The organism is Cupriavidus sp. GW823-FHT06D04 (assembly GCF_058795055.1).
Genome location: NZ_JBXAHL010000046.1, coordinates 25311 through 48272 on the forward strand (window position 1 = coordinate 25311; position 22962 = coordinate 48272).

The window sequence follows — 22962 nt, forward strand, 5'->3', positions numbered from 1 at the left end:
TGGAAGTGCGCGTATACGGCAATACGGCGGGAGGGCGGTCAACGTCACAACCGCTATTGACAATCAGATTGATTGCGCCCCGCCAGTCAGGGGAGCCTTGCGAGGAGGAGGATGGGGGGGACGGACGAAGGGACTAGGAATAGCGAAGGCGAAGAATCCTGGCGCCACCTGACTTTGCCGCAAAGCTGCCGGCTCCGAGAGCGTCGACGGTATTGCACTAAGGCTGGTGCCGTAGTCAAAGTCCAACAAATGAGCCACCGATTCTTTGCCAGCGTCGTGATGCACGGTGCCATCCGCATCGTGATGATGGGGAACATGCCTGACATGCTCAAGCATGTGCTTTACGACCTGGTTGCGCGTATGCATGAGATGCCGCTGCCCTGCAGAAAGTACCTGCAATGGGAAGATCAGCACGAGGAGGCAAACCACAATACGCGACATGAGACCATTTTACGTAGGCTCGGCTGCCGGCTGACACGCGCATTGAGCGCTACCGCACCGAGACCTGCGCACCGGGAAGCTTTTACTCATTGGGGTGCAAGTGAATGTGGCCCTACATCGTAGGTGTGTCACCCACGGCGCTACTACTGTCCCCGCGAGTAACCAAGACCGACTAGAGCGAGGAGCAATGAAGCTACTGGCCAAGCCCTTCCCACGCCCGCCTCCGGCTGTATCCCGTTTCCTGAGGCTTACCGAGCGCTTCCTAAACCGTATAGAAGCCGCCGCAGAAATATCCCACCACATTGCAGGCAGTCGACAGCCAACCAGAACCGCTGGCTGCCAACGTCTTGATGGCCGCCCCCAAGGCCCAACTGCCTACAGCAGACGAGCGGAATGATCATCTCGGAGCCAGCCCCGGAGATGCCACCACCAATATGACCGTGGCCAAACCGTCCAAATGGGTGCGTTGATTACTTCCTTGCTAGGACAGCCTTCGCTGGAACGGACGTAACGGCATACCCGCAACGCTCTCGAATGCGATGAAGCCCCGGCAACAGCCTTCATTCCCAAAATTGACCATGGTTGAACTTTCAATGAGTTCAACCAGAACACTTTGCCAATTCAATGGCTTTCCGCGTCCAAGGATTTTGACGGTGGTCGCATAGAGGCAGAGCGTCACGGCGCGCACGGACAAGCGGGTTAGGCAGCGGCCGTACAAAGATTGCACCTCCCTTCCCGCGTAGACATGTCGAAGATCGTCTGTCAATGCGTACCGGCACGAAGCCGCCCCGCCGTCAAAAAAATACCGGAGAATGTGAAGGGCTGCAACGTGACGATCTAGCGATCGTAGTCTCAATCGAACACCGTCGGTCCACACTATCGAACATTGTCGCTCCGGGAACAGTAGCAATCTTGATAACAGCCATTTCGCCAGCATGCGTAGCGTAGCGCGATACACGAGATCGACGTAATGTCGCTCCTCCGTCCGACGTCTACCGTAAAACAATTGCGTTCCATCTCGACGCAAACACCAACTGAGTATCGTTACAGCGTGCTTCGAATTCTCCAGGCTTGGTGGTAGGACTGGGGCAAGGCGCACGCATAACGCGTAGGCAAGTGTTTCACGCCATTGCCAGTACCGACTTACCGCAGCATCGGCAGACCCAACCTCAGCATGAGCCATATGCAGACGGTTTGTCCAAGCCATTAGGTTGTCAAACCGTCGGTGAAGTTCTCGTCCGTGATCTCGAAATTCGTGATGCATTGCGGGGACAAACTCCGCGCCTGAAATCCACGATAGGCATTCGTTGCACTGATAAGGTTTCCACGAGCTGCAGGCGTCAACTACGGGAGGTAAGGGGTGCCCGCAGGTCTGACAAAGGGAAGTTAGCGGTACCGCATGGACAGGGCACAATGGAAGCGCAACGCATTGGAACCAAAAGCTGTGGTATCCCGACTCCAAACACAGCGGACATATCCTCAGCGTCGACGAGAACATTGCATTTAAGAGGCAGGCCGCGCGCCCACTCATGGTATTCGCTTCCTCAGCCGGGCGCTGCAGTATGACCGCAGCGGTCTCCAAGGTTCCGGCTAAAGCACCAGACACTTCGAAGTAAGATTCATGCCTAGTACCCCAGTAACGTTTGACATGCAGCCTTCTTAGCTCGCCCTCTCCTAGGTCATTCAATTGAACCCATCGCATCAACACAGACAGGGTCGACTCATAGGGAAGCGGGCCCCACTCGACACCTGTCCAACCCAGCAGTCGCTTGCCTTTGTCGGTCGCTACCGTAACCATGCGAACCACCAGTTTCTAATCGTCTAACTTACCGACAGCATGCGCTGCCGCCGCAGTCCAAAATTTCCTTTTCAAGCCCCCTTGGTCAAAATCGTCGTCCGCCACACGAACAGCCAAATATGGCAGCGCTTCGAAAATTCGACGGCTTAGCAGGCATTCCTCCTCTCTATGGCCCTTTTCGTCTTCTATTTCCTTCTTTCTAATTTGACCAAACTCCGTGAATGCTGCCCAGAGGTCGTCTACGTGATCTTCGAACCGAAATCCGTTTAAAAACGCTTTGGGGAAAAAATATTGAGTCCACGTGCATCCGGAGCCCGGCGGCCAGATCTTAGAATCGACAGCGCGAAGCACCTCTCGCAGGGAATCCTTGCCGTAGCCGCGCAGTCGCACTCTATGAAGACCGAACCTATCGGCACACGCACCGGCAGGTCCTTTCTCTATCATGGTTGTCAGCATATTCTTCATAAGGGGTTCCTCGCCACAGGTCACCACGGTCAACGATATCCCCTTTTTTTCCAGTTCATTTTGTATATCTTTTAGAAATCCAAAGTCCTCGGGTAGAAATGCCTGAGCTTCATCGAGAAGCAAGACCACCATTTTCCACAGCGTCATGCTAGCCAACACCTCCAACTTATCGACGACTCGCGCTTTGAGCCTAGCAGTCTCTCCGGTGAGAGTAGGATGATCTATCGATCGCAGGAATTCGATGAAATATGCACGAATCGAATTTGCGTGTCTGTTTGCTGCTGCATAGAATATGATTGCAAAGCAATCTTCAAAGTCGTTTGGCAACTGTTCACGCAAAGCCCGCAGAAATGACGTTTTCCCTTCCCCCTTATCCTCGGAGATGTAGAAGCTTCGACGCTGCAATATGCATAGCTTGCATGCGGCATACGCGTGTCTTATCGGCGGCGTCCACAAGGGACTATTGGTCTCGTGCGCGAGAAGCGGATGTGTACCGGTTTGCAGACGGCTACGGAGACTATCGACATTCTTTTCAGACATCATCATCTCTCCTTGTGTTGCGGAATCCCGTGAACACTCCCCGGAGGTCCCTGCTGCGATGCTCAGCAGATGACGTGGTTGGCTTCTCCGCTGGGTCGTACGCGATCTGCCGCTGTAGTTTGGCGATTTCCAAAGCTTCGCGTTTGCTTCGCTTTTTTGGCTTCTGGTCGATGAGTGCTTGACGCCTCGCCCTAATAGTTTCATGCACAGTCTGAGGGTCTCGTTCGGCCGGACTCGCTAAGGCTTTACGATTCATGAGTCGGCGAGCCAGAATCGAGTACTTCCAGTCAGCCCAGCGGGCGTCCGGATTTAATTGCCCGAGGTCCTGCCCAGTACTGAGAACGACGGCCCATGCTTTGCGAATGTCCATCCGCTGGACTTGAAGCTCCACTTTCTGTCCAATCAACGTGAAGTCAGAGGAAAGTCGCTCATTTGTATAGCGGCATCGATCAAATTGAACGTAGGGCCGCATGCCCTTCTTCACTGAACCACGGACACTGGCCACCACCTTATGCATCAGTAGTCGTAATTCTGGCTCGCTCGCGTTTGGCAAAGGCTGTGGTACCCAATCGAGTTCCGGCCGCATCGCAAAGCCTTCCAAGGTGTCGCGAATCGTGCTTCGGAAGAGTTTTTCCGGCGTAAATACCGTGTTATGTTCTGCGATGACGGCATCGAGGATTGCCGTAAGATCCCTGTCACGCAGCGTGTACCGTGCTGCCTCCTTCTCTGGCTCGCGGCGCCGCGGGTCATGCGGCCCACTGCCATAGGTACACCGAAGTCGATGGAGGCCCCGTTCAGCGAGCTTTCCATTGAGTCGTTCAATGAAGGGGCGAAGCCACCAGGCACGTGGGACGCCGAACTCGACAGCGCAACCCAGTACATCGATGACATTGTTCACAAAGTCATTGGCAACGTTCGCCCACCCATTGTCGACTTTAAGTAAGCAACACCCCTGGCGGGCGCATAGGGGAATCAGATTCGACAGGAGCGAAGCCTGTTCAGGTACAACATCGCGCATCAGTGGTGCGTCGTCGTCCTGTGCTGCCGGCATCAACGAACTAAGGACAGTCTGGAGGGCCGTATCGGACGACGGCTCGGCCTCATAAGCGACGTGATAGCCGCCTATGCCCCCACTGCACTCGTCGGCCAACAACCCGACATACCAACGAGCGACAAGCAATCTATGTAGGTGGCCATAGCGGTCCTCGAACTCGATGTACCCGGGCGCATCCTGCCGGACATAATCTAATTCCAAGATCGAAAATGGCATCCACGCTTGGATCAAGCGTGGATGCCCTCTCCCGATCCTCAAGCGCCACGCGGCGTCCTCCCCACTGCGCTCCCGGATGTATGCGGTAGGACTGGTTTTCAACAGCGAGTGCAAATATTTCTGCAGCGCAGAGTATCCGTGATTCTCCGTATTCAACGGCCACTCACCCGGCTTGAGCTGTCCTTTCAATTCCTCAAAGAACTCCTTGTGAATGTTGGCAATTGACTTCCTGGCCTCGACATACTCGCCATCATCATTCTGACCCAGAAACTGTTTCTCGACTCGCTTACGTAGCCAGGGAAACCGGAGAAACAGCTGCCCGAGTGCACCAGCGAATCCGCTTGAGCAACTTGTGCCCAATACGAAATTACTCACCACCGGTTTAGTGCGCGTGTATGCCACCACGTGAAGCCCGGGATGAAGCGCACGAAAACCAAAGATCCGCCTATCCGGAGCGACGACGAGGCAACGTTTGATGATGCGACGTAAATTATCATCTGAGATCAGCGTTTGTGCTGCAATGTCTCGGAAACTGTATCCTGCCATGTAGAGGGCGATTGCCTCTTTTTTGCGCGCTACTCCACGACGCCCATTTTCATCGAGTTGAGACACATCGATATCTGGCCAAGCTTCAATATCCTGCAATGCGGCAGGAACCAAGGAACGTCTCGCACCTGTTTTCATTTTTCGATCCTCGAGATCAAGGAACGACGTGAAAACAATTGCTTCTTGAGTTCGGTTCGCAAAGCTCCTGCCGCCAGTTGATGTGCAACGGCAGCGAGCATAATGGCAACATCTATGCCTGGTTGAGCAAGAACTTCGCTCAGCGCTACGGTATGGCGATTCTCAAAGAGTCCCCTGAGCACTAACAGTTCTTTGCCTGCGTACTTGCCATAGGCACGGGTGCGTGCTGCACAGAGGAATCGCCAATTTTGCGGGAGAAGCCCGGCAGCACGAATTTGTGCTTCGGTCTTAACAATGATGGGATAGGGGCACTGATCTTCCTTTGGCAAGCCACGCCGGCTGAAGTACCAGCGCTCAGCAGTTTCATCCATAAAATGGACGTCCACGGCGTCGGACGCGGAAGCGTCAGCAACAAGATCCGAGCACAAGAGATATCGGCAAATCTCGGGATTCCCCTCCGCCAACATGAGGTGCCAGAAGCAAACTTGCCCAAATACCGCCAGCCGTTTGTCGTTTTTGGGAGACTCAAAGACGTACAGATTGCGCAAGCCTCGCCCAGGCAAGTCAACATAATGCCGCGCAGTGATCGTACGCGGCGTAACTACCGCATGTGCCTCGTGTTTCATCGCTACTCCTCAGATTTGAGGAATGAGACCAGGCTTAACGCGGCGGCAAACAAAGATCTCCCTTGACTTCCTGGCAAAAATGAACCAGAGTCAATCCAGACTTGGAGAAATTTCGGGCAAGCGCGTGAAAAGCACTGGCCAGGATTTTTTCAGGCGATAATGCTCCCTTTCATCGGGTCGGATGATTTGAAATTCGGCGCGAGATCAGCCGCTACTGATCTCGCGCCTTGTTGCGTCTTGACCACGAGCGCTTCGTGATCATATTTGTCATAGCTGCCTCCCCGAAAATACGCAAGCACTATCGGATTTGCCAGAAGCCAGCCGAGGTGATTATTGGTTACTTAACGGGAAGGTGTTGACTGATTCTCCATCCCGCCGCGCAAATAAATCATTTTTTTATTATTCGATAATCATAACAAAGCGCTAATTCGTGCCTACACACCCCGTTTTTTGGGGTTTTGCTGGGGCTATGCACATCGAAATGCGTTGAATAAGGCATACTTTCTGTCGAAGTGCCGTTCGTTGCGCATGCCCCCAGACTTCCGGGATCCCCCTGGCATTTGTGCTGAAAGCAAGGCTCGACTAGGATATTAGAACGTCGATTCTGACGACCTCCGGGAGACGTTCTGATGTCGGCATTGCTATTGCGGCTGGGAAGTCACAAAGCCTGGGAGGGATCCCTGGATGAGTTGACGTCCACCGCTTCAGGGCTGATCGGCACTCTCCCCTGGCAAGGTCAGACGCTGCGTCCGCCATCACGCTCCGTTGTCGTGGACTATCGCTCCGCAGGGCTAATAGCTCCGGCCATCCGCAAACGGTATCGGTGGGCACACCTGGTGCAGTTGGTTGTCGCCTGCGTGCTGGTGCAGTCGGGCCATAGCAGGAAGTCCGCAGCAAAGCGCATGCAGTCGCTGGACCCCGCTGAGCTGATTGGACTGCTGATGGAACACAACGGGCCTGGTTCAGCCGACACCGTTGAACCAGGCATTTCCACCGTGGATCACGCCCGCGCCTTGGGACTTGCCCACGAAGCCGTATGCTTGCTGGCGGTCGGCCTTGTCGACCATTTCCAGCGAGCGCGCTCTGGTCGCTTGCTCGTTCATGATCCAGCGCTCTCGCCGGCCCTGCGGGGAGCGATGTTGCGGCTGGCTAGCTTGCACGTTATGTTCGGCATGCTGGTTCGATCTGATGGCGCCCACACCCTAGTTGCACAGTGTCGCCACGCTTTGCGCGCCCGCGAGTGGGGGATACCGATCTTTGACAGCCCGGACTGTCGATTTCACGGAATTCGCTTGCTCGATGGGCGGACTTGCCTTCCGACGATCGAGTGCATTGACTTGGCACGGCAGTCAGGTTCCGAGATCGACCTGAATGAGCAGCAGGCGTTTGCACAACTGAATTCGGCTTGCGACCAGTTCGGGATGCGTGGAAGCGACGTCTACTCCAAGCTACGAGAATTCATCACGCGACATCCCATCTCGTCGCCCACAGAGATACGTCGATTTGTGAGTTCATGGAGCATGCAACTGGCGGCGCCATTTATGGCGTCCTGCTACGAATCGGTTCAGCCCCACCACCTCGTAAATGGCGCCCTGCTACGGTGCGCAACTTGCGGCGCGCCGATGGCCAACTCAGTGATCGAAGGTCATGCGTGTTGCGCGGTACGTCAGTGCGGCGCGTTCGACGCACCGGTACCCTGTCGATCGGCTCGACAGGTGCCAGTACAAGATGTCCTTATCGCGAAGTCGCATATTCTCGTTTACTGGTGTGGCCCAGGCCAAGACGAGATTGCTCTGTACGACACCGCCACCGCAAATCCGCCGGGACTCGTGGCGACACTGTATCCCGGTCGGGATAAATGCGACGTCAGCCTGGACAACGACACCGTCGGGATCGATGTCAAGAGCCATGCCAATCCCTTCCTTCTTGCGGACACCCTGAACCGAAACGTCGGTGGCTTGGAATTATTTCCCAAGAAATTTATAGCCATCAACGATCAGGCCCTGTCGCGCTTCCCCGGCTATTTGGATATCCTACGCCGGGAGTGCAATAGAGGAGACATCGAATTCATAGCAGTTAGTGCTCTTCGCCGAAAGCTGAGGACTCGTTCGTGATCGTCAAACGTCTACAATCCCTCGGACTACATCGGCTGGACCTATTGTGCGCCTACTTCGTCCACGAGCTTGATTTGCATACGCTCCAGCACGCACCGGCGCTGCTCATGGGCTTCCGTAGTGTGGCTCGTGCACCCTTGTTGCGTGATCGGGAGATTGAACTCGACAATCTCCGTCGAGCATGCAACGGACTCTCGACGGTTGCCGCACTGAAGGCCGCTGCGGTGCGGTACAACGATTCCGCCCTAGCCTCGACGCATCGCCGTCTATTTCGCATCGATGAGCGCTCTCTGGCCATCAAGCCGAGATTCGACATCGTCGCGCCGGAGCTCAGCGAGGCACTGGCTGCACTAAAGACGCCTCACACGCCCGATGCACATGATCAGACGTTGGCCGAATCCGGCAAGCCGATCGCCATTCACGTCCAATTTGGCGGTGAATCGCGCCGCTATCCGGTTCATGCATTGCCCGCGAACTTGCCGTTACCTCGCGCTCACGAAACCAGCCGACCACCGCAGCGGCGCCATTTGATTCCGTGGACTGACTTGCTGGCGGAAGCAAGTGAAATGGACGCCATTGACGAACGACTCCAATCACCGAGGCGTGGCAACTGGCAGCAACGTCTGCAGTCCGTTGCGCTGCATAGCATCGACAACAACGGCGACTTCAACGTCGAATCGACGTTGAACCTAGAAGGTCTGAAGCACCTGATAGGGCTGCCAGGGGCAGGAAAAACAACGCTTCTCATGTGTTTGCTGCGCTATCTTGGCAGCCGGGGACTCAAGGTTGCAGTGTTCTTTCCATCCATCGAGGTATGCCGCCAGTATCTCGATGACTTGCGTCGCTACGATGTCCGTGCTGGCCTGCTAGTCGGGCAGTCACGCGAAACGCGACTTCGACATGCTCACAAACTTGCTGAATCGCTGGCAACAGGCGATCCCCTCCGTGGTTTCGGAACGTCCTGCGACAGTGCTCATCTATTTGAAGGCGTCTGCGCTCTGCCGTCCCTCACCGAAGCACCAAATTCTGCCTTTGGCATCGCCGACTCCTTTTGCACCAGGGTTCTGCAGAATCCCGTCAACGATAACACTGGCAAAGCGACCAGCGATGGCACACTGAAGCGCAGGCTGTGCCCTGTTTGGTCTCTGTGCGGGTATACACGCGCCGCCGCAGACTTGCCAAACGCAAATATTTGGGTAGGACACATCTTGTCCGCGGATACCCGCGTCCCAGCTCATACGACACTTCTCGATGAGCGCTACTTCGAGCTGATTGCCCGATCCTTTGACCTCGTGATCTTCGATGAGGCAGACCGAGCGCAACAGGATCTCGATCGAGGTGGTATTGCGGAACTTAGTCTTTCAGGCCACGACCGTTCATTTCATCGACAAGTTCAACGAAGCACTCTACAGCCCATCGCATCGGGACAAAACGCGGTCTTACATGGCGTCGAGTATGCCCAACTGGCAATCGAGATCGCAGAGTTCGAGAAACTGAACGTCGCGTTGACACATGCCATCCTGCGCCTAACGGAAGATCTGCGCAAGGCGTTCGACGGATTGCTGATGTCCCCTTTGCGAATTATTGGCGACTGGCTCTCTCCTAAGCGAGTCAGTTCGTTGAGCGACGACTTTGGAGCGGATCCGCAGGCGCAGTCAAAGGATGCGCTGTGTGAGTTGTGGGAGAGTGCCGCGATTCAAGCATTCCAACTGCGAGGTACGAGATCCGTCAGCGTCGCGATTCCCGCTGATGTGACAATGCGCTTGGTTAGCGCCTTTCACATGTCCGCGGAAGAGGCATCAAGCCTGCACAGCGATCTCTGCCAGTTGATGACCAACTGGCTCGCCGAGTCAAGCCTGCAGGAACTATCCAACCTCGTCAAACAAATTGCTCGACGCTTACGTGATGTTCGGCGAGTGTCGAGTGAGGCAGAGGCGCAGCAATTGGTTGGGCTGCTGCTGCCAGTCACGTTCACGATCCTGAGCTATCGTCGCCTTTCCCCAAAACTCAGCGACATGACAGCACAGGGCTTGCTTGATCCTGTCCGCATCGACGAACTCGCATCGCGATCCTTGCTGCTGGCAACCCCCGACAATATCTTGGGCAGTTTGAGTGGGGTTCGCTTCTTCTCGACGCCCTCTCAACGCGACCCTTTGGCGCATGCCACAGACGTACAACTACAGTATGTCGTGTTCGCTGGCACACCTCGACTGCTAATGTACCGGCTACATGAGTGGATTCGGCGACAGGATGGCATGTTCGATGGTCCCGCGGTACTGCTTACCAGCGCGACGAGTTACCTACCGCCCAGTCCCGCTCACCATATCGCTGTGCCCCCGCACTACGTCCTGCAGCGCGTTTCCCCTGAGCGTGAGGACGTCGCCCCGTCAATCTACGAGTTTCGTCCCATCGCGGATGGACATGTCTCAGATTCGCCCACCTTCCTGCGCTTCAGCGGCGAAAGATCGGACAGCGTGCGCATGGCGAACCTTGAGAAAATGGCCTTCGCATTGTTGGACGGGGGACTAACGGACTCTCAACTCGCCCGCGATTGCGACCACTTTGACGTGCGCCATGGCATCGCACGGCGCGCCGCATTCGTTGTCAACAGCTATGATCAAGCTCGCCGATTGAAGCAGTTTATTGATCAGCGGCTACCCGCATGGCGCGGCCGCGTTGTTGCGGTTGTGGATGACTTACCTGACGTTGGACCAACCGAAGGGTATGTGACGTCGTCTCGCGTCGAAAGTTTGGGCGATGATGATGCATGGAGGTTGCTCATATTTCCCTCCGGGGCACTGGGTCGCGGCACAAATATTGTCTTCACGTCCGGTCCGCGTCTGCGCGATGCGGCTCTCGGATCGCTATACTTTTTGACGCGTCCACATCCGGCGCCCAATGACATGAGCCTGCCCGTAAGCATGGCGGCGCGCGCCACGCTCGACTTCGATCTTTGCGACGATGACTCCGTGTCGGTGGAAGAGATCGGTAAGCGCTTGCTGGCTGCACGCCGTCAAGCCTATCAAAAGGTTGGCAGGCTGCTGCGGCGCCCCCTATACGCACGTGCACTAGGCGACCTGTTTGAGCCTTTCACAGCAAATATCGCTGTCTCACTGTTACAGACGATTGGCCGTGCGATGCGCAATGGCTGCCCTGTTCAGTGCTTCTTCATTGATCGCGCATGGGCGGAGCGCTCGGCCAAGGGTGAAGCGGATACGGAGACCAGCAGCATGCTCGTTCAACTTCGCCGGCTGCTCGAGCGTGGTGCGGCGTCTGAGGACCCCAAGGAAGTTGCGCTATACCGAGCTCTCTACGGCGCCTTCCTTGATCCGTTATCGAAGACCAAGGGCCTGAAAGTTGCCTTCGCGCGAGACGACGCCCACCAGGATGAGCCTTGGACGGATAACCCCCTGTGGGTTGCAGACTCTCCCATTCAACAAGAGGCAGGAACATGACGACCGTTGTCCGAGATGTGGCATTCGCGCTCGAGTTTGCCGAAGACGCTCCACCGTTGGTCCATAACGTTTTGGCCATCCGCTGGACCACAGACGTCCTTCGTATTCTGAAGCAAATTCGTGACGAGGCAACGAATCGCGCGAGAGACAAGGATGAAGAAGCATTTGTTCACCTGCCCTTCGCCAGTCTACGCGCACAGCTTCAATTGGAGATTGAAGATTGGACCGCGCTGAAGGATGACATTGGACTGCGCTCTTTCCCCGACCTCAGCAAGGAGCCCGGGCCATGGGGTTTCCTGCCCTGCCAGAAAGCACAGGACTATAGCGAATGCGTGCGTGATGCATTTGCTCGGTGGTCGGAAGGCGCATTGTCCCATTTTAGCCAAGGTCGAGACGCGTATACGCTCGGCATCGCCGCACTGCGCAAGCTCAATGAATGCAATCAGGTGATTCAATTCGCCCAGTCGCAGGTACAAGTGTTTCCATGGGATACGGCTGGAAAGTCTGGGACGTTCTCGCCGTTCAATATCACAGCAGGCTGGCTCGCATCGCAGCTTGCCGGTAAGGAACTGTTTCCAGAATTGGGCCCGGTGGTGCGGGTCGTCGGGAGCCCAGATGGAAACAAGGCGGAAGTCATGACACGCCCTCACCATGCGGCTGGCGGGTACTTCAGTTTGGTCTGCGAAATCTCACTAGAGACGCTTCCTGGAGCGACTAAGCCGATCGTCTATCTGAAGTTTAAGCGGCGCCGGTGGGCCGATAGTTTGAATAGTCGGTATCCTGCCAGTCCTACCATCGGGGGATACGTGTTTCCCCATCATGCTCGGCCGAACAGTGCTTATCGCTTTAGCGTGATGCGACGCAAAGACGCCTGGGTCACCGATCTTGGCTATCCCGTATACGAGCATGCATTCGACCTGGCGATGGGCTATCAGGATGAAGATGTGCTTCGCTACCCTTGCGACGAGCGCGCCAGCGTGGTCGTAATGGTGAAGGCTGAAGTTGCCGAGGCAAGTCGATCCAACCTTCAAGCTGGCGTCCCGCTCGTCGATCAAGCCGATGCGTTTGCATCCGCCGCCAACGCGCTCGAAGGATTCGGTCTACGGCCCTTCTCGGGATTCAGTACGAGGAAGCCAATCCGGCATAAAGCGCCTCCACTGAGCGTTCTGAAGGCCGAAGTCGCCGTGGCGAGACTGCTCGCCCGTCATGGCATTGACGAGGCCGACACCGAGAGCGCTATTGAGACTGCAACCTTGGCGCCTTCGAATCGCTGGTTCAGAATGCAGCCTCCCACCCCGGATCCTGCGCACGACCGAGTTGTTGAGGCCATTCAAACGCTAGTCAAAGACACAGCGTATGCGACTGATGCGGGAAGACAGAGAATTTACTTCCTAAGTTATACCGCCGACGATATCGAGTGGGTCAAGACGACTGCCAACGCAATCCTTGGACACAGCACCGAAGTGATCAGTGCGCCATTGCCACTGAACACGCACGGACCTAGGAGCCTATTGCCAGTCGACACGGGATCAAAGAAGCAGCGATTCGATGCGCGAGTGCGTGAATGGCAAAAATTTGTCGATCAAATTGGCGTGCCTGAACGCGCGATGATCCTCATCCAAGCGCCTCTGTTCTATGAGACCCGGGACGGGCAGAGGAAGCCCGATGATAATGTCAACAAATTGGCCGCGCGAAAGGCGCTGAGCAGCAGGGGTTGCACGGTACAGTACCTATTGCCCAGCGAGCCCGGCAGAATGGATCGATTCCTTCCCCGTTTACAGGCGTCTGTCCTGGACCTGGCGTTTGGGCACGCCGGCTTTGTCTGGGGCTTGAGACAGGCGCGGGAAGCCTGCTTCGGCTCCCAACCGGAGGCACCACGGTGGGCATGCGCGATGAGCTCGCTTCAGGTACACACCGAGTGGGACCGTCAACAGTCGGTGTTCGTTGCCACGCGCTTGGAGTGCGCCACGGGTGAATCTTGGGTGCGTTTTGCCCATGCTGAGGCAGAGCACGTCATGTCGCCTTGGATGCGGTTTGACCAAGGTGCAAAGTACCTCGCCTCTCGCCGCGTCGAACTACCGCGAACGAATGCTGATCAGCGCATGCTGCTGGCCAATTTTTTCGCGGACACGTTCGATGACATTACGTCGCTCGATCCCAGCGCAGTCGTGTTTATTGACTCTACGCGTACGGCTCGTCTGGCCTCTTGGCTCGGCGACGTCGGCGTGCGTACACCGCAACGCCAAATAGCCGCTGGCATCGTGCTGTCACAACGTTGGCCGATGCTACGGGTGCTGAGGGTGCGAGAGCAAGCGCCATCTATCGGGCAAGAAAAATTTCACGGGCATAGCACCGAACACGGGATGCACATCCGCTCCTGGACATCCACACAGAGATTGTTTGAGGTGGAAGGTACATCGGCGCCGACGTTTTGGTCATTGGCCAAGCCTTCGACACACCACAAACGTGGCGCAAGCTGCTACCGCTCAGTTCTGCTGCCCGCTTCATCAAAAGCAAGCGAAGCGAGTGAAGCGTATGCGATGTTTCCCGCGCAACCCGACAAGCAGCATTTGACCTCGCGCGCGGTGGAGATCGTGATCCTCCAGAAGCAGCCACAGGACTCGAACCTACAACTCGCATCCTTTGCCCAGCATTTGCGTGCCGGGATGTTGACGGCGAGGAATGAGCCCTGGGTCACGACCCCGACTCCGTTGCGAATTATCGAAAAGCTCTCCGAGTACATGCGCGCATAGAAATCCGCTGTTCAGAACCGCTTCCTTACAACTGGGGCGTCCGAAACGACTCAGCAACTAGCGCCGCCGCATCGCTAACTGGGGGACTGGGGGCGCCTGGCTATCTCACGATGCATCATCACGTGCGGCGAAGCTCGGACGACGCAGAGGATCCCGCTCGGCACCTGACCAGTGCTCGGCCTCAATGCGCCTAATTATCTACATTGCCAGTGATTGGAAGGAATTCTGAGTAGTTGATTGCGACAACAAAGTCATATTTTAGATGTTGGCCGTTGTCATCTTTCTGGCTTGCACAGGACCATCGACAACAAGACCTTCATCCCGCGCAGGCCTCGTTGTCGTCTGTCCCGGCGGCTCGGTCTCCAGTCCACGGCTACACAAAAGGCGCCCTCCCATGATTTGCGACTTATGAGTTGCCGATGACAATGCCGACATCAGACACGGCATCATGGACGAGCTAGCGACCAGAGCGCGCTGTCTGGGCTTCGCCAAGCGCGACAAAGACAGGCGCTATTTGATCGTCCGCGGCCTGGCTTCAATGAAATCGGAAAGTGTGGCTGAGCCGGTCGCGCAGGCGAGGCAGATTGGTCACCCAGCCCTTGGCAACCACCACTTGCGCAGGCAGTCGTTCGGTGGGATGCGCAGCAAAGTAGCGCTCGCTGGCCTGCATCAGGTGCGAGGCTTCGCTCGGGAAGCTCGATTGCACAACCATAGCGGCCAGCCGGAACACGTTGGCCTCGCGCTGGTCAAGCGCGGACGCCGCAGGCTCGCGTGCGACCGCCGCGCAGCGGATCATAAGCGCAGCTTCCACGTCCCGGGCGTGCATGGCGGATTTTTCCGATGGGTGTCCTCGACAGATGGCTGTCAATGTACTCCGAATTGTGGCCGACGTGGTCCGCGAGCCCCGCGATCTAGTTACAGTCCAATTTCAATTTGATCCAGTCGGTGGTGTAAGGCATCGGTTAGCCAGAGCACGAATGCACACCATCCGCCGTGCGAGAGCGCCAGCCCGCCGCTGCCCTGGATCAACCAAGTGGACGATCTCTCCGGCTCATTATCGAGTTGCCAGCGTAGCCATCGCATGATCACAGTTTCCAACTCGAATGGGACATCGGTCAGATAGATATACCGCTCGCCCTGCGCTATGGTGGGTAGTCCGGCCGGCAGCCAGTGGGACAAGGCGCGCCTGGTTTGTGCGGCCGTCGGGATGCACTCGACCGGAACGGGCGGATCTTCATAGCGGTTGGCGACCGCCCGGGCGACGTCGTCGAGAGTTGAAGTCGCCCGAGTCTCGACACGCTCGACGTTGCGCAGGATCTCCTGCGTGCGAAGAAACTGGCGCTCGGAAATTTCCCGGTTCGCTCGGAGTCGACGATTCGTCTCATACAACGTTTCCAGCGGGTAGCGACGGGCGAGTCGGACCACATCGAACAGGGTCGGACGTCCGAGAATGATGGGAATCTCCGCCGGGGTACCGCGCAGTTTTGGGTTGGACCACAGGTGCGCGCCCGCGCGAAACTCCATGTCTCTGAACACAAATTTTTCAGCCATGGCACCACTCCAAGCAAACTCGAAACCCTCTTAGATGGATTCGCGCGTTAGCACGGTGCTGCGGTTCTTCCTGCGAGCGCTGCATAGTGCGCGTGACCGGCGCAACGACGCTGAGCGCCATGCCGACCAACTGCATGGGACTAACGAGGTCCCGTTCCACATTGTAAAGCGACGCCATTGTTCGAAAACGCTGCGTGTGGCCCCGGGGCGCCGCGATCGGATTATTGTCTCGCGCGTGAGGAATGAGAGTGGAGTATCTTATAGATCACTTCGTCACGAGCGAAAACTTAGCTAATGAGAAAAATTGCGCCGTTGTTCTGCGTGGCGGCCAATGACCACCAGGGGTAGCGCGCCGATCCGGCAAACCGAACAGACGCGATATCCGGTGCAGCGTTGGTCCGTCTCCAACTGACCGGACCTACCAAACAACGAAGTACTTTTCGTACCTCAATTATCAAACACAGCCTCCGCATGGGAGGCTTCGTTCATTTGGGTGACGAGAGCGCGTACTTGCATTCTTCCAGCAGGATTGGAGCAGTTGGGGTCGTCGGAGGCAACGAATCGCCTAGCAATTGACCTCCGCTGCCTCACCAGTGATCCTCCGCACAGTTGCTATTCCTACTTTTAACCGCAGTTTTGCGCTACGCCTTTCTTGTCATATCTTTTTTCCGCTGATAGAGCGTGGGAGGAAAGTTGACGTGCATTGCGAAGGACCGTGTGTGAGGCAGCAAGAGAGCCAAATCCGTTCCGACAACTTTGCGTTAGAGGACTCGACTCGCTTAACGTGGCGTGGCGCATACGGCCCCCTTGGTTGTATCTCAATTGAGATGCATAATGCAGGTCAAAGCATAGGAGATTTCCATGGCGCATACCTCAATGCTGCACATCCGCGTGGACGACGACCTCAAAGCCCGGGCCACGCAAAACCTCGCCAGCGTCGGGCTAACCGTGTCCGACGCAGTTCGCATCCTGTTGACACGGATCGCCAAGGAGGGCGGGCTGCCGCCCGGTCTGACGACGGATCCCGAGACCTATGATGCTTGGTTCCGCGCCAAGGTCCAGCAAGCGCTGACCGACCCGGCCCCGCCGCTCCCGCATGACCAGGTCATGGACGACGTTCAGGCGCTGATCGACCGGAAACGCCGTGCGCGCGGTTGAATGGACGCGGTGGGCCAGGGCCGATCTTCTCGCCATCGTTGACTACATCTCGGATGATAATCCGGATGCGGCCCAGAGCCTGAAGGACGACCTCGAAGCGAAAGCGGCACGGCTGCCGGAACACCCCGAGCTCTACCGAGCCGGCCGCGTCGCGGGCACGCGCGAGATGGTCGTGGCGGCCAACTACCTGGTCGTGTACGCCGTGGATGCCACCTCCATCCGGATCCTGCGGGTACTCCATGCCGCGCAGCAATGGCCGTCGCCCGGTTGAGCCAGGCGAGGACTGACCAAAAAATGGGTGCGCCGCCCTGCCGCGACGCGCCTTCGGCGATCAACCAGCCTTGCGTGACAGACCGCCTGAGACCTCCAAGCACTAGCGCTGCCTGGCGTCGTCGTCCTGGACGCGCAAACACGGCGCGCCGGCTTCGACGCTGGTCGTCGCGGCAGCTCGTCGACTGCCTTTTTGAGATTGTTGCCGTGCGTTGTATGTGACTGCCGAACTCAGGGGCTAAGCACGAGTCCGTCGCCGAGCTTGGCCGCCAGCGCCGTCAAGTTCTGGCAGAATTTTCGCTTCTCCTCTGGCACCCCCCGCTGGGCGGCGATCCATCCCTTGAACGCGTAGAAGGACTCGGGGGAGATCGCTGTCAGGCGCTCCATGACGCCCGTTTTGGTAAAGACAATCGTGCTTACCCGACCGCCACGCAGGAGCTTGGTAATCCCATAGGACATGGCCGCCCCACTGTCATCCGCAATCGTGGTCGACAGCGTCGCTTCCGGCGTGCTCGCTTTCACGGCGCCAATGATGTCGACCACGAATCCGACTTCGTTTCGCCCGCGCACGCAGGCCCCCATCCTGGGGGCGAGGATGAAGGTCGGATCCACTGCCTGGAGTGCGGGCAGGATGACTGACTCTGCGATGGGCTTCGCCGTGACGAACTGAACGCGCTTGTTGTACAGCCCGAGTCTGACGGCATCTTCGATGCGGCAGCCCGCGGCGGACGCATAGGCAAGCATCGCGTAGTTCCCAATCACCGAGATCGTCTCCGCGAAGCCCGCGCGGCGAAACGCCTCCAACAACTGAACCAGAATCTGTGGGGCATTGCCAGGCGCGTAGGCGGAAATCTCGGCTTCGGTTCGCGTCAGTTCCAGCCGCTTGGCCGCGGCGCGGCCTGGGCGGGTCTCCCCCAGCTCCTCCGCGCGCACGGCGGCCTCCCATTCCGCAAAGCGCTGACGTGCGACGCCCTGCTGGTCCAACTCAAGGCGCTCGAGATGGCGGACTTCGAAGCCGCCGCATTGGAACTTGCGACGCCCAGACGAGCAGGTCGCTGGCTCTGGGGCCTTCTTGGCACTCGCAAAGTCGTGAGCCGCTTCGCGGGTCCGTTCCGGTGAGGGAGCGGGCCTCGCCTGACGCTCTTGCGTTGCCGCCTTCTTCGCCGGCGCGGCCGGCCGCGGTTTGATGACCGGTTCGCGCCCGGCAAACCGGCGCAGGTGATCGAGTTGCTCCTCCGCAAACGGCCCCTTCGGCAGGGTCAAGACCACCTTCGCGATGGCGTCTCCCGTCCGGCCACTCTTGGCGTCACGCAGGCCCTTGCCGGCAAAGCGCAACGACTTGCCGCTGCCCGTATCCGGCGGGACGTCTACCTCGAAGGTTCGCCCCACGATCTCGATGGTGGTCTTGCCTCCGAGCCACGCCGTGATGCAATCGATCTGAATCTCGCAATGGACGTCGAAACCCTTCAGATAGGTAGACCCGGACTTCACCACCCGGATTTCGCAGAGGAGATCCCCGGCCGCGCCACCGAACTCACCTGGCATGCCGCCCCCGACTGCACGGAGAACACGACCTGCCGGGGTATTCGCCGGCACTTGGATGTTGAAGCGCTTGGTCTGTTTGAATGCACCCTTCCCTTTGCACTCTCTGCATCGCCAATCGACTCCCGATCCCTTGCATCTGCTACAAGTGCGCTGCCCCCAGCCATCCGCAGACGGATACCACCCGTGGCCGTCGCACTTTTCACACGCTACGGGAGAGCTCGCTTCCCCTGAGCCCATGCAATACGGGCATGTGTCTTCAACTTTGACCTCGACGGTTGCCTGGCCACCGCGGACCGCCGTGTCAGCGTCGATTGACGCCTTGCAGCGGATGTCCTCGCCTCGTACTGGTGGTGGTCTGGATTGACGGCGTCTCCGCTGGCTCTGGTGAAACTGCTGGCGAAAGAGGTCTTCGGAATTAGCGTCGTCTTCGCCCGGCCCGGCCCACCCGGGATTCCCGCTACGGGTCGCGCCATGGCCCAGGTCGTACTCCGCGCGCTTCTGAGCGTCGCCAAGGATGCGGTTAGCCCTCTCGATTTCCTTGAATTTCTCCTCGGCCTGCTTCTTTTCCAGGGCAGACTTGCCGTGCTGTCGGTCGGGATGAAATTTCATCGCGAGCCGCCTGTAGGCCGCTCGGATCTCCGCCTCGGTCGCGCGAGGCGAAACGCCGAGAGTGTTGTAGTAATCGATCATCACCGGCTATTCCGATTCACCTCGCTCATGGTCTGCGGGCCGGGACTGTGCTTCGGCAATCGAGACGGCGGACTGGCACAAAAAGATACCACTACCGATCCATCACGGCGGAAGCACGAAATGTACCGATTGCGCCACTTAGCCGATCGCGGGTTCAACTCCGTGGGCGTGCGTGATTAGATCGCCTCTTGTGTCCCGCTTTCAACGCCCTACCCCGCGTTTAACGTCCGCAGCGCTTTTGTGAGTTCTCCGGCGACCAGTGATCCGACTCAAGGCGCAACGCCGAGCGCTCAAACAGCCTCGAATTGTGGCGGCCCTGCAAGGTCGAGGATGCTCCATCGATCGTTCAATGGTCTGCTCGCTGCGTGGCAATTTTTTCGCTGGCAAAAGAACTGCCGGGAAAAATGGCTCTTAATCCTGTGTTGCATGATGTTTATATCGCCGTATCCTGCTCCGGTAGGTCCTGCTACCACCCGCGCCCCATCCCCTGATGAGCGCGGGTTCTTTTTTCGGAACAGATGAACTGCGCGGCGCACGCTGGATTGCCGTCAACAGCAACCTGGCGGATACTGAACGTGGGTGGCGCCGCAAGGTGTTACCCGATTTCTTCTTGGACGTTCTGCGGCTCTCCTCCATCGGATCGAGGGCTGTTTATTTGGTCGTGCTTACTATCTGGCAAGCGGCGCGTCCAAGTTGCCGACGGCAGCCGCCGCATGCGCGATCGAGCACCGGATCTGGCGGTGTCATGTCGACCTGCGGGCGGTCTGACCTGGTTGCACAATCCGAAAGATCGCCAGTCGTTTGCCCTGCCCGCTGGCGCCCAATAGCGTTGCCAGTGAACCTCAACCGCCGATCTAGCCTCCTTCGTCTTGATCCGGACAAGTCAGGATGCTGGCAAGAACTCTCCCTCGATCGTGGCTACCGCGCACGCACCGAGACCGAAGATGCGGCACGGTCCTGTGGTCGGATAAGCCGTGGATTCGTGGTGATGGCCGTGGAAAGCGCGTTGCACGCCCATTGCTTCGATGAGCGTGTCAATCGCCTCGAACCCGTGTGGGTGACAAGCCGGAGCCTCGTGGCTGACCAGGACATCCGCATGCTGACTCAGTAGCGCGTTGTAGGTCTGCGGGAAGATCGTGCTGCGATGGCGCCGCGGCAGACCACCCCGCCAGTAATTCCCCTTCCCACATTTGGCCAGATAGTCAGTGGCGCTCTCTACGCGCGATGGTTCGGGCGGCATCCAGACCTGGCCGCGAAAAATCCCTCCCAACCCGGCAAGCCGAAGGCCTGCAATCGTGACCACCCGCCCATCCAGGTTCCGGTCGGCCAGGCCCGAGCCGAACAGGTTGTCGTAGTCGGCATCGCTGTCGGTGTCGTGATTGCCAGGAATCCACCAAACTTGCGTCAGGGGAAGGATGCTGGCGAGCTCTTCATCCAGTGGGCGCCTGGCCTGGATGTCGCCAGCGAGCACCACTGCCTCGGGGCGGTGACGGTGGACGCTTTCAATCAGCGGGCCGAACTCGCCATGGGGGTCGCCGCAAATGAATACGTGGCCTTCAGACATCGGTCTCGGATAGGTGACTTGGTTCGATGGAATCGACGGCGGTGAACCTGAACGGCCGGCGGGTGTAGGCCCGCCATGCGTCTCGGCCACGGTCTGGGTAAACGCGCCCCGTATGACCTCGTGCACCTGTGCATGGCCTATCGGGCGCGCTCCGTTTGCAAAGTGGCAGTCCGCTGTCACCCGATTATCTCTGAATGATCACCAATCTACCTGATCACCAGTCTGTCGAATGCGTAACCGCGACTGCGCCCGCGCAAGGTTACTCCATCCACCAGCACAGGTTCTCAAGTGAACGCCGCACGCTGGACGACAAGACCTGACGAAGTAGCTCCTTCCCCGTTTACAATGTTGCTATGCAATATAAATCTGGGCCGTAGAAGCGCGCGAATCGCCACGGGTCCTACTAGCAGGGAGGCGGCAATGGCGACAGCTCTGGCTGCGACCAAAGGCGAAGCACTCAAGCTCCTGGAAACAGAGGGCGTCAAGGTCGTGGATTTGGACTACGAATCAGGATGGCAGGATGCGATTGAGCTGGGCAGGCTGGGCGAAAAGCTTGGCATACGTGTCCAGTATCGCGGCCATGAGAGTATTGCCGTCAGTTCGCCCGCTGCACTCGTTGCCGGACTGAATCGTCCAAAGCTCACGTTCCGTCAGCGCAATCTTTACTGCCAATTTGACCTCAGCATGCTATCAGCGGCTGACTTGGAGCGCCTGGAGGGAAAAGCGGAGAAGCTCGGCGACTACATCCTCGCTGGACATCTCACGAGGGATGTCGATGCTGTATGGACGGAATAACCCATTGCCATGCAGCCATCCTGAAGTCCAAAACGGAATTAGCGCAGCGCGTCGCGCATTGATTTGCCTGGCCGCCCTGGGGTAGCGCTTATCTCGTAGAGATATGGTTGGCCGGTTGCGGATTGCCCGTCGTCGCGGCAGCAGCTACCATCCCTGAAGACTTGTTGTGCCCGGCGATGTCGGGCCGGTCCTGCAGGGGCGCAATCTGACTACCAACGGGAACGCCGTGACGAATCAGCTCGATCTTTTTGAAGATGGCCGCGATGTCATGCTTCGCAACGACGTGCTCACAGCGCTTGAGCAACGCACTGCCGCCGCCGGGCGTGAAGCACTGCAGCGCCTGGTCGCGGAGTATCCAGACGACGCGCTTGTGCCGACCCTGGAGACACTTGTCTGTGTGCTGGAGGCTCCCGTCCACGAACACTTCGCGACTCACACGGCACTGCGCGACACCTGCGAAGCGTGGTGTTTGCCGAGCATGCTGGCAGCGCGCCGAGCGTTCGGCGACGTAGCGGGCATGGCTTGGTGCCTACCGCTGTGGCGTGCTGTCGCCCGGGCCGCCTCTCAATTGCCGTTTCACCGGGAGATGCCCGAATGGCATTCGGCACCCCTATGGATGCGCGCTGCGGAGTGGACCGCGGCATGTGACAGCATCAAGCGAATCGGGTCATGGCGACGAATTCCAGCTCCCCTCGCCTGGATGGCCGAGACGGTCTACCGGCTCCAGGGGCTTGACCCGGCATGGCCACTCTTGGCCGAGCTTGCCTGGCTATCCCCGAAGAAGCTCGGCGCGCTCATACAAACGCTCGGGGATTCGTCATTGCTGGCGCTGCGCCGGCGGTTCGATGCGAATTTCGACGGTGACGGCACACCCGAGGATCTTTGCTGGTTTCCCGCCTGGTCCTTGGCCGAAAAACCCGGACTTGCTGCCCTCTTACGCGCGTCCGAGCCCTCGACGGGCACATCACCCGAAAAGGGATTGCGGATCATGCTGGATCTGTTGACCCTTGAGCGCCAGGGTCGCCAGCATGACTTGCTGGAACGGCGAAAGGACTTACGCGGCCTGCACGCGGGCCTCTTCGAGGCCTACATCCGTACGCGGTAACGTTTCGGGTTTTTCGCGTTTGCACGCACTCGCAGGGCACAAAAAAAAAGGTTCTTCGCCTATCTGCGTGATCGTTTAGAAACAAAAAGGGCCAACCGCCCACCGCTGGTATCTTGGAGTTGCGACACAACAAGAATC

Annotated in this window: 14 protein-coding genes; 7 read left to right on the forward strand and 7 right to left on the reverse strand. The window is 57.9% G+C overall.

The annotated features are described in order from the left end of the window. Positions 1 to 2254 precede the first annotated feature (2254 nt). From AC1Q7H_RS34750 to AC1Q7H_RS34760, 3 genes are read right to left on the reverse strand one after another with little or no spacing between them, the layout of a single operon-like run. Complete coding sequence (locus AC1Q7H_RS34750; RefSeq protein WP_492382259.1) at positions 2255 to 3250, reverse strand: ATP-binding protein; 996 nt, start codon at positions 3248 to 3250, stop codon at positions 2255 to 2257. Beyond that, positions 3237 to 5198, reverse strand: a complete 1962-nt coding sequence (locus tag AC1Q7H_RS34755; RefSeq protein ID WP_492382260.1) for a helix-turn-helix domain-containing protein — start codon at positions 5196 to 5198, stop codon at positions 3237 to 3239. Before AC1Q7H_RS34755 ends, AC1Q7H_RS34750 begins: the two co-directional genes overlap by 14 nt. Continuing rightward, complete coding sequence (locus AC1Q7H_RS34760) at positions 5195 to 5824, reverse strand: hypothetical protein (protein ID WP_492382261.1); 630 nt, start codon at positions 5822 to 5824, stop codon at positions 5195 to 5197. The genes AC1Q7H_RS34755 and AC1Q7H_RS34760 overlap by 4 nt, the downstream gene beginning before the upstream one ends. Positions 5825 to 6726: 902 nt before the next feature. On the opposite strand from AC1Q7H_RS34760, the gene AC1Q7H_RS34765 reads away from it, so the two are divergent. From AC1Q7H_RS34765 to AC1Q7H_RS34775, 3 genes are read left to right on the forward strand one after another with little or no spacing between them, the layout of a single operon-like run. Then, the gene (locus tag AC1Q7H_RS34765; RefSeq protein ID WP_492382262.1) at positions 6727 to 7938 is read left to right on the forward strand and encodes a restriction endonuclease-related protein; all 1212 of its coding nucleotides are present in this window, start codon (positions 6727 to 6729) and stop codon (positions 7936 to 7938) included. Further along, complete coding sequence (locus AC1Q7H_RS34770) at positions 7935 to 11393, forward strand: ATP-binding protein (RefSeq protein WP_492382263.1); 3459 nt, start codon at positions 7935 to 7937, stop codon at positions 11391 to 11393. Before AC1Q7H_RS34765 ends, AC1Q7H_RS34770 begins: the two co-directional genes overlap by 4 nt. After that, positions 11390 to 14146 (forward strand): RNaseH domain-containing protein, encoded by a 2757-nt coding sequence (locus tag AC1Q7H_RS34775; protein WP_492382264.1) that lies wholly within the window; start codon positions 11390 to 11392, stop codon positions 14144 to 14146. The genes AC1Q7H_RS34770 and AC1Q7H_RS34775 overlap by 4 nt, the downstream gene beginning before the upstream one ends. Positions 14147 to 14681: 535 nt before the next feature. On the opposite strand, the gene AC1Q7H_RS34780 is transcribed toward AC1Q7H_RS34775, so the two are convergent. Both AC1Q7H_RS34780 and AC1Q7H_RS34785 read right to left on the reverse strand, forming a co-directional pair. Next, a complete protein-coding gene (locus AC1Q7H_RS34780) occupies positions 14682 to 14972 on the reverse strand; it encodes a class I SAM-dependent methyltransferase (RefSeq protein ID WP_492382265.1) in 291 nt (96 codons plus the stop codon). An 89-nt stretch (positions 14973 to 15061) separates the two neighbouring features. After that, positions 15062 to 15697 carry a hypothetical protein gene (locus AC1Q7H_RS34785; protein WP_025586305.1) on the reverse strand — a complete coding sequence of 212 codons (636 nt, stop codon included), beginning with the start codon at positions 15695 to 15697 and terminating at the stop codon, positions 15062 to 15064. Between the two features lie 861 nt (positions 15698 to 16558). On the opposite strand from AC1Q7H_RS34785, the gene relB reads away from it, so the two are divergent. Both relB and AC1Q7H_RS34795 read left to right on the forward strand, forming a co-directional pair. Next, positions 16559 to 16855 carry a type II toxin-antitoxin system RelB family antitoxin gene (gene relB / locus AC1Q7H_RS34790; protein WP_022540171.1) on the forward strand — a complete coding sequence of 99 codons (297 nt, stop codon included), beginning with the start codon at positions 16559 to 16561 and terminating at the stop codon, positions 16853 to 16855. Further along, positions 16842 to 17126 (forward strand): type II toxin-antitoxin system RelE/ParE family toxin, encoded by a 285-nt coding sequence (locus tag AC1Q7H_RS34795; protein WP_135706445.1) that lies wholly within the window; start codon positions 16842 to 16844, stop codon positions 17124 to 17126. The genes relB and AC1Q7H_RS34795 overlap by 14 nt, the downstream gene beginning before the upstream one ends. A 230-nt stretch (positions 17127 to 17356) precedes the next feature. Here AC1Q7H_RS34795 and AC1Q7H_RS34800 read toward each other — a convergent pair whose 3' ends face one another. Together AC1Q7H_RS34800 and AC1Q7H_RS34805 are read right to left on the reverse strand one after the other, a co-directional pair. After that, entirely contained in the window at positions 17357 to 19360 is a 2004-nt protein-coding gene (locus tag AC1Q7H_RS34800; RefSeq protein WP_492382266.1) for a GSU2403 family nucleotidyltransferase fold protein, read from the reverse strand. 883 nt (positions 19361 to 20243) lie between these two features. Continuing rightward, positions 20244 to 20924 (reverse strand): metallophosphoesterase family protein, encoded by a 681-nt coding sequence (locus tag AC1Q7H_RS34805; protein ID WP_492382267.1) that lies wholly within the window; start codon positions 20922 to 20924, stop codon positions 20244 to 20246. Between the two features lie 420 nt (positions 20925 to 21344). Between AC1Q7H_RS34805 and AC1Q7H_RS34810 the strand changes: the two genes are divergently transcribed. Further along, on the forward strand, positions 21345 to 21719 hold the full coding sequence (locus tag AC1Q7H_RS34810) for a PHA-granule associated protein 4 (protein WP_492382268.1): 375 nt from the start codon (positions 21345 to 21347) through the stop codon (positions 21717 to 21719). Between the two features lie 226 nt (positions 21720 to 21945). Continuing rightward, the gene (locus AC1Q7H_RS34815) at positions 21946 to 22824 is read left to right on the forward strand and encodes a hypothetical protein (RefSeq protein ID WP_492382269.1); all 879 of its coding nucleotides are present in this window, start codon (positions 21946 to 21948) and stop codon (positions 22822 to 22824) included. Positions 22825 to 22962 lie beyond the last annotated feature (138 nt).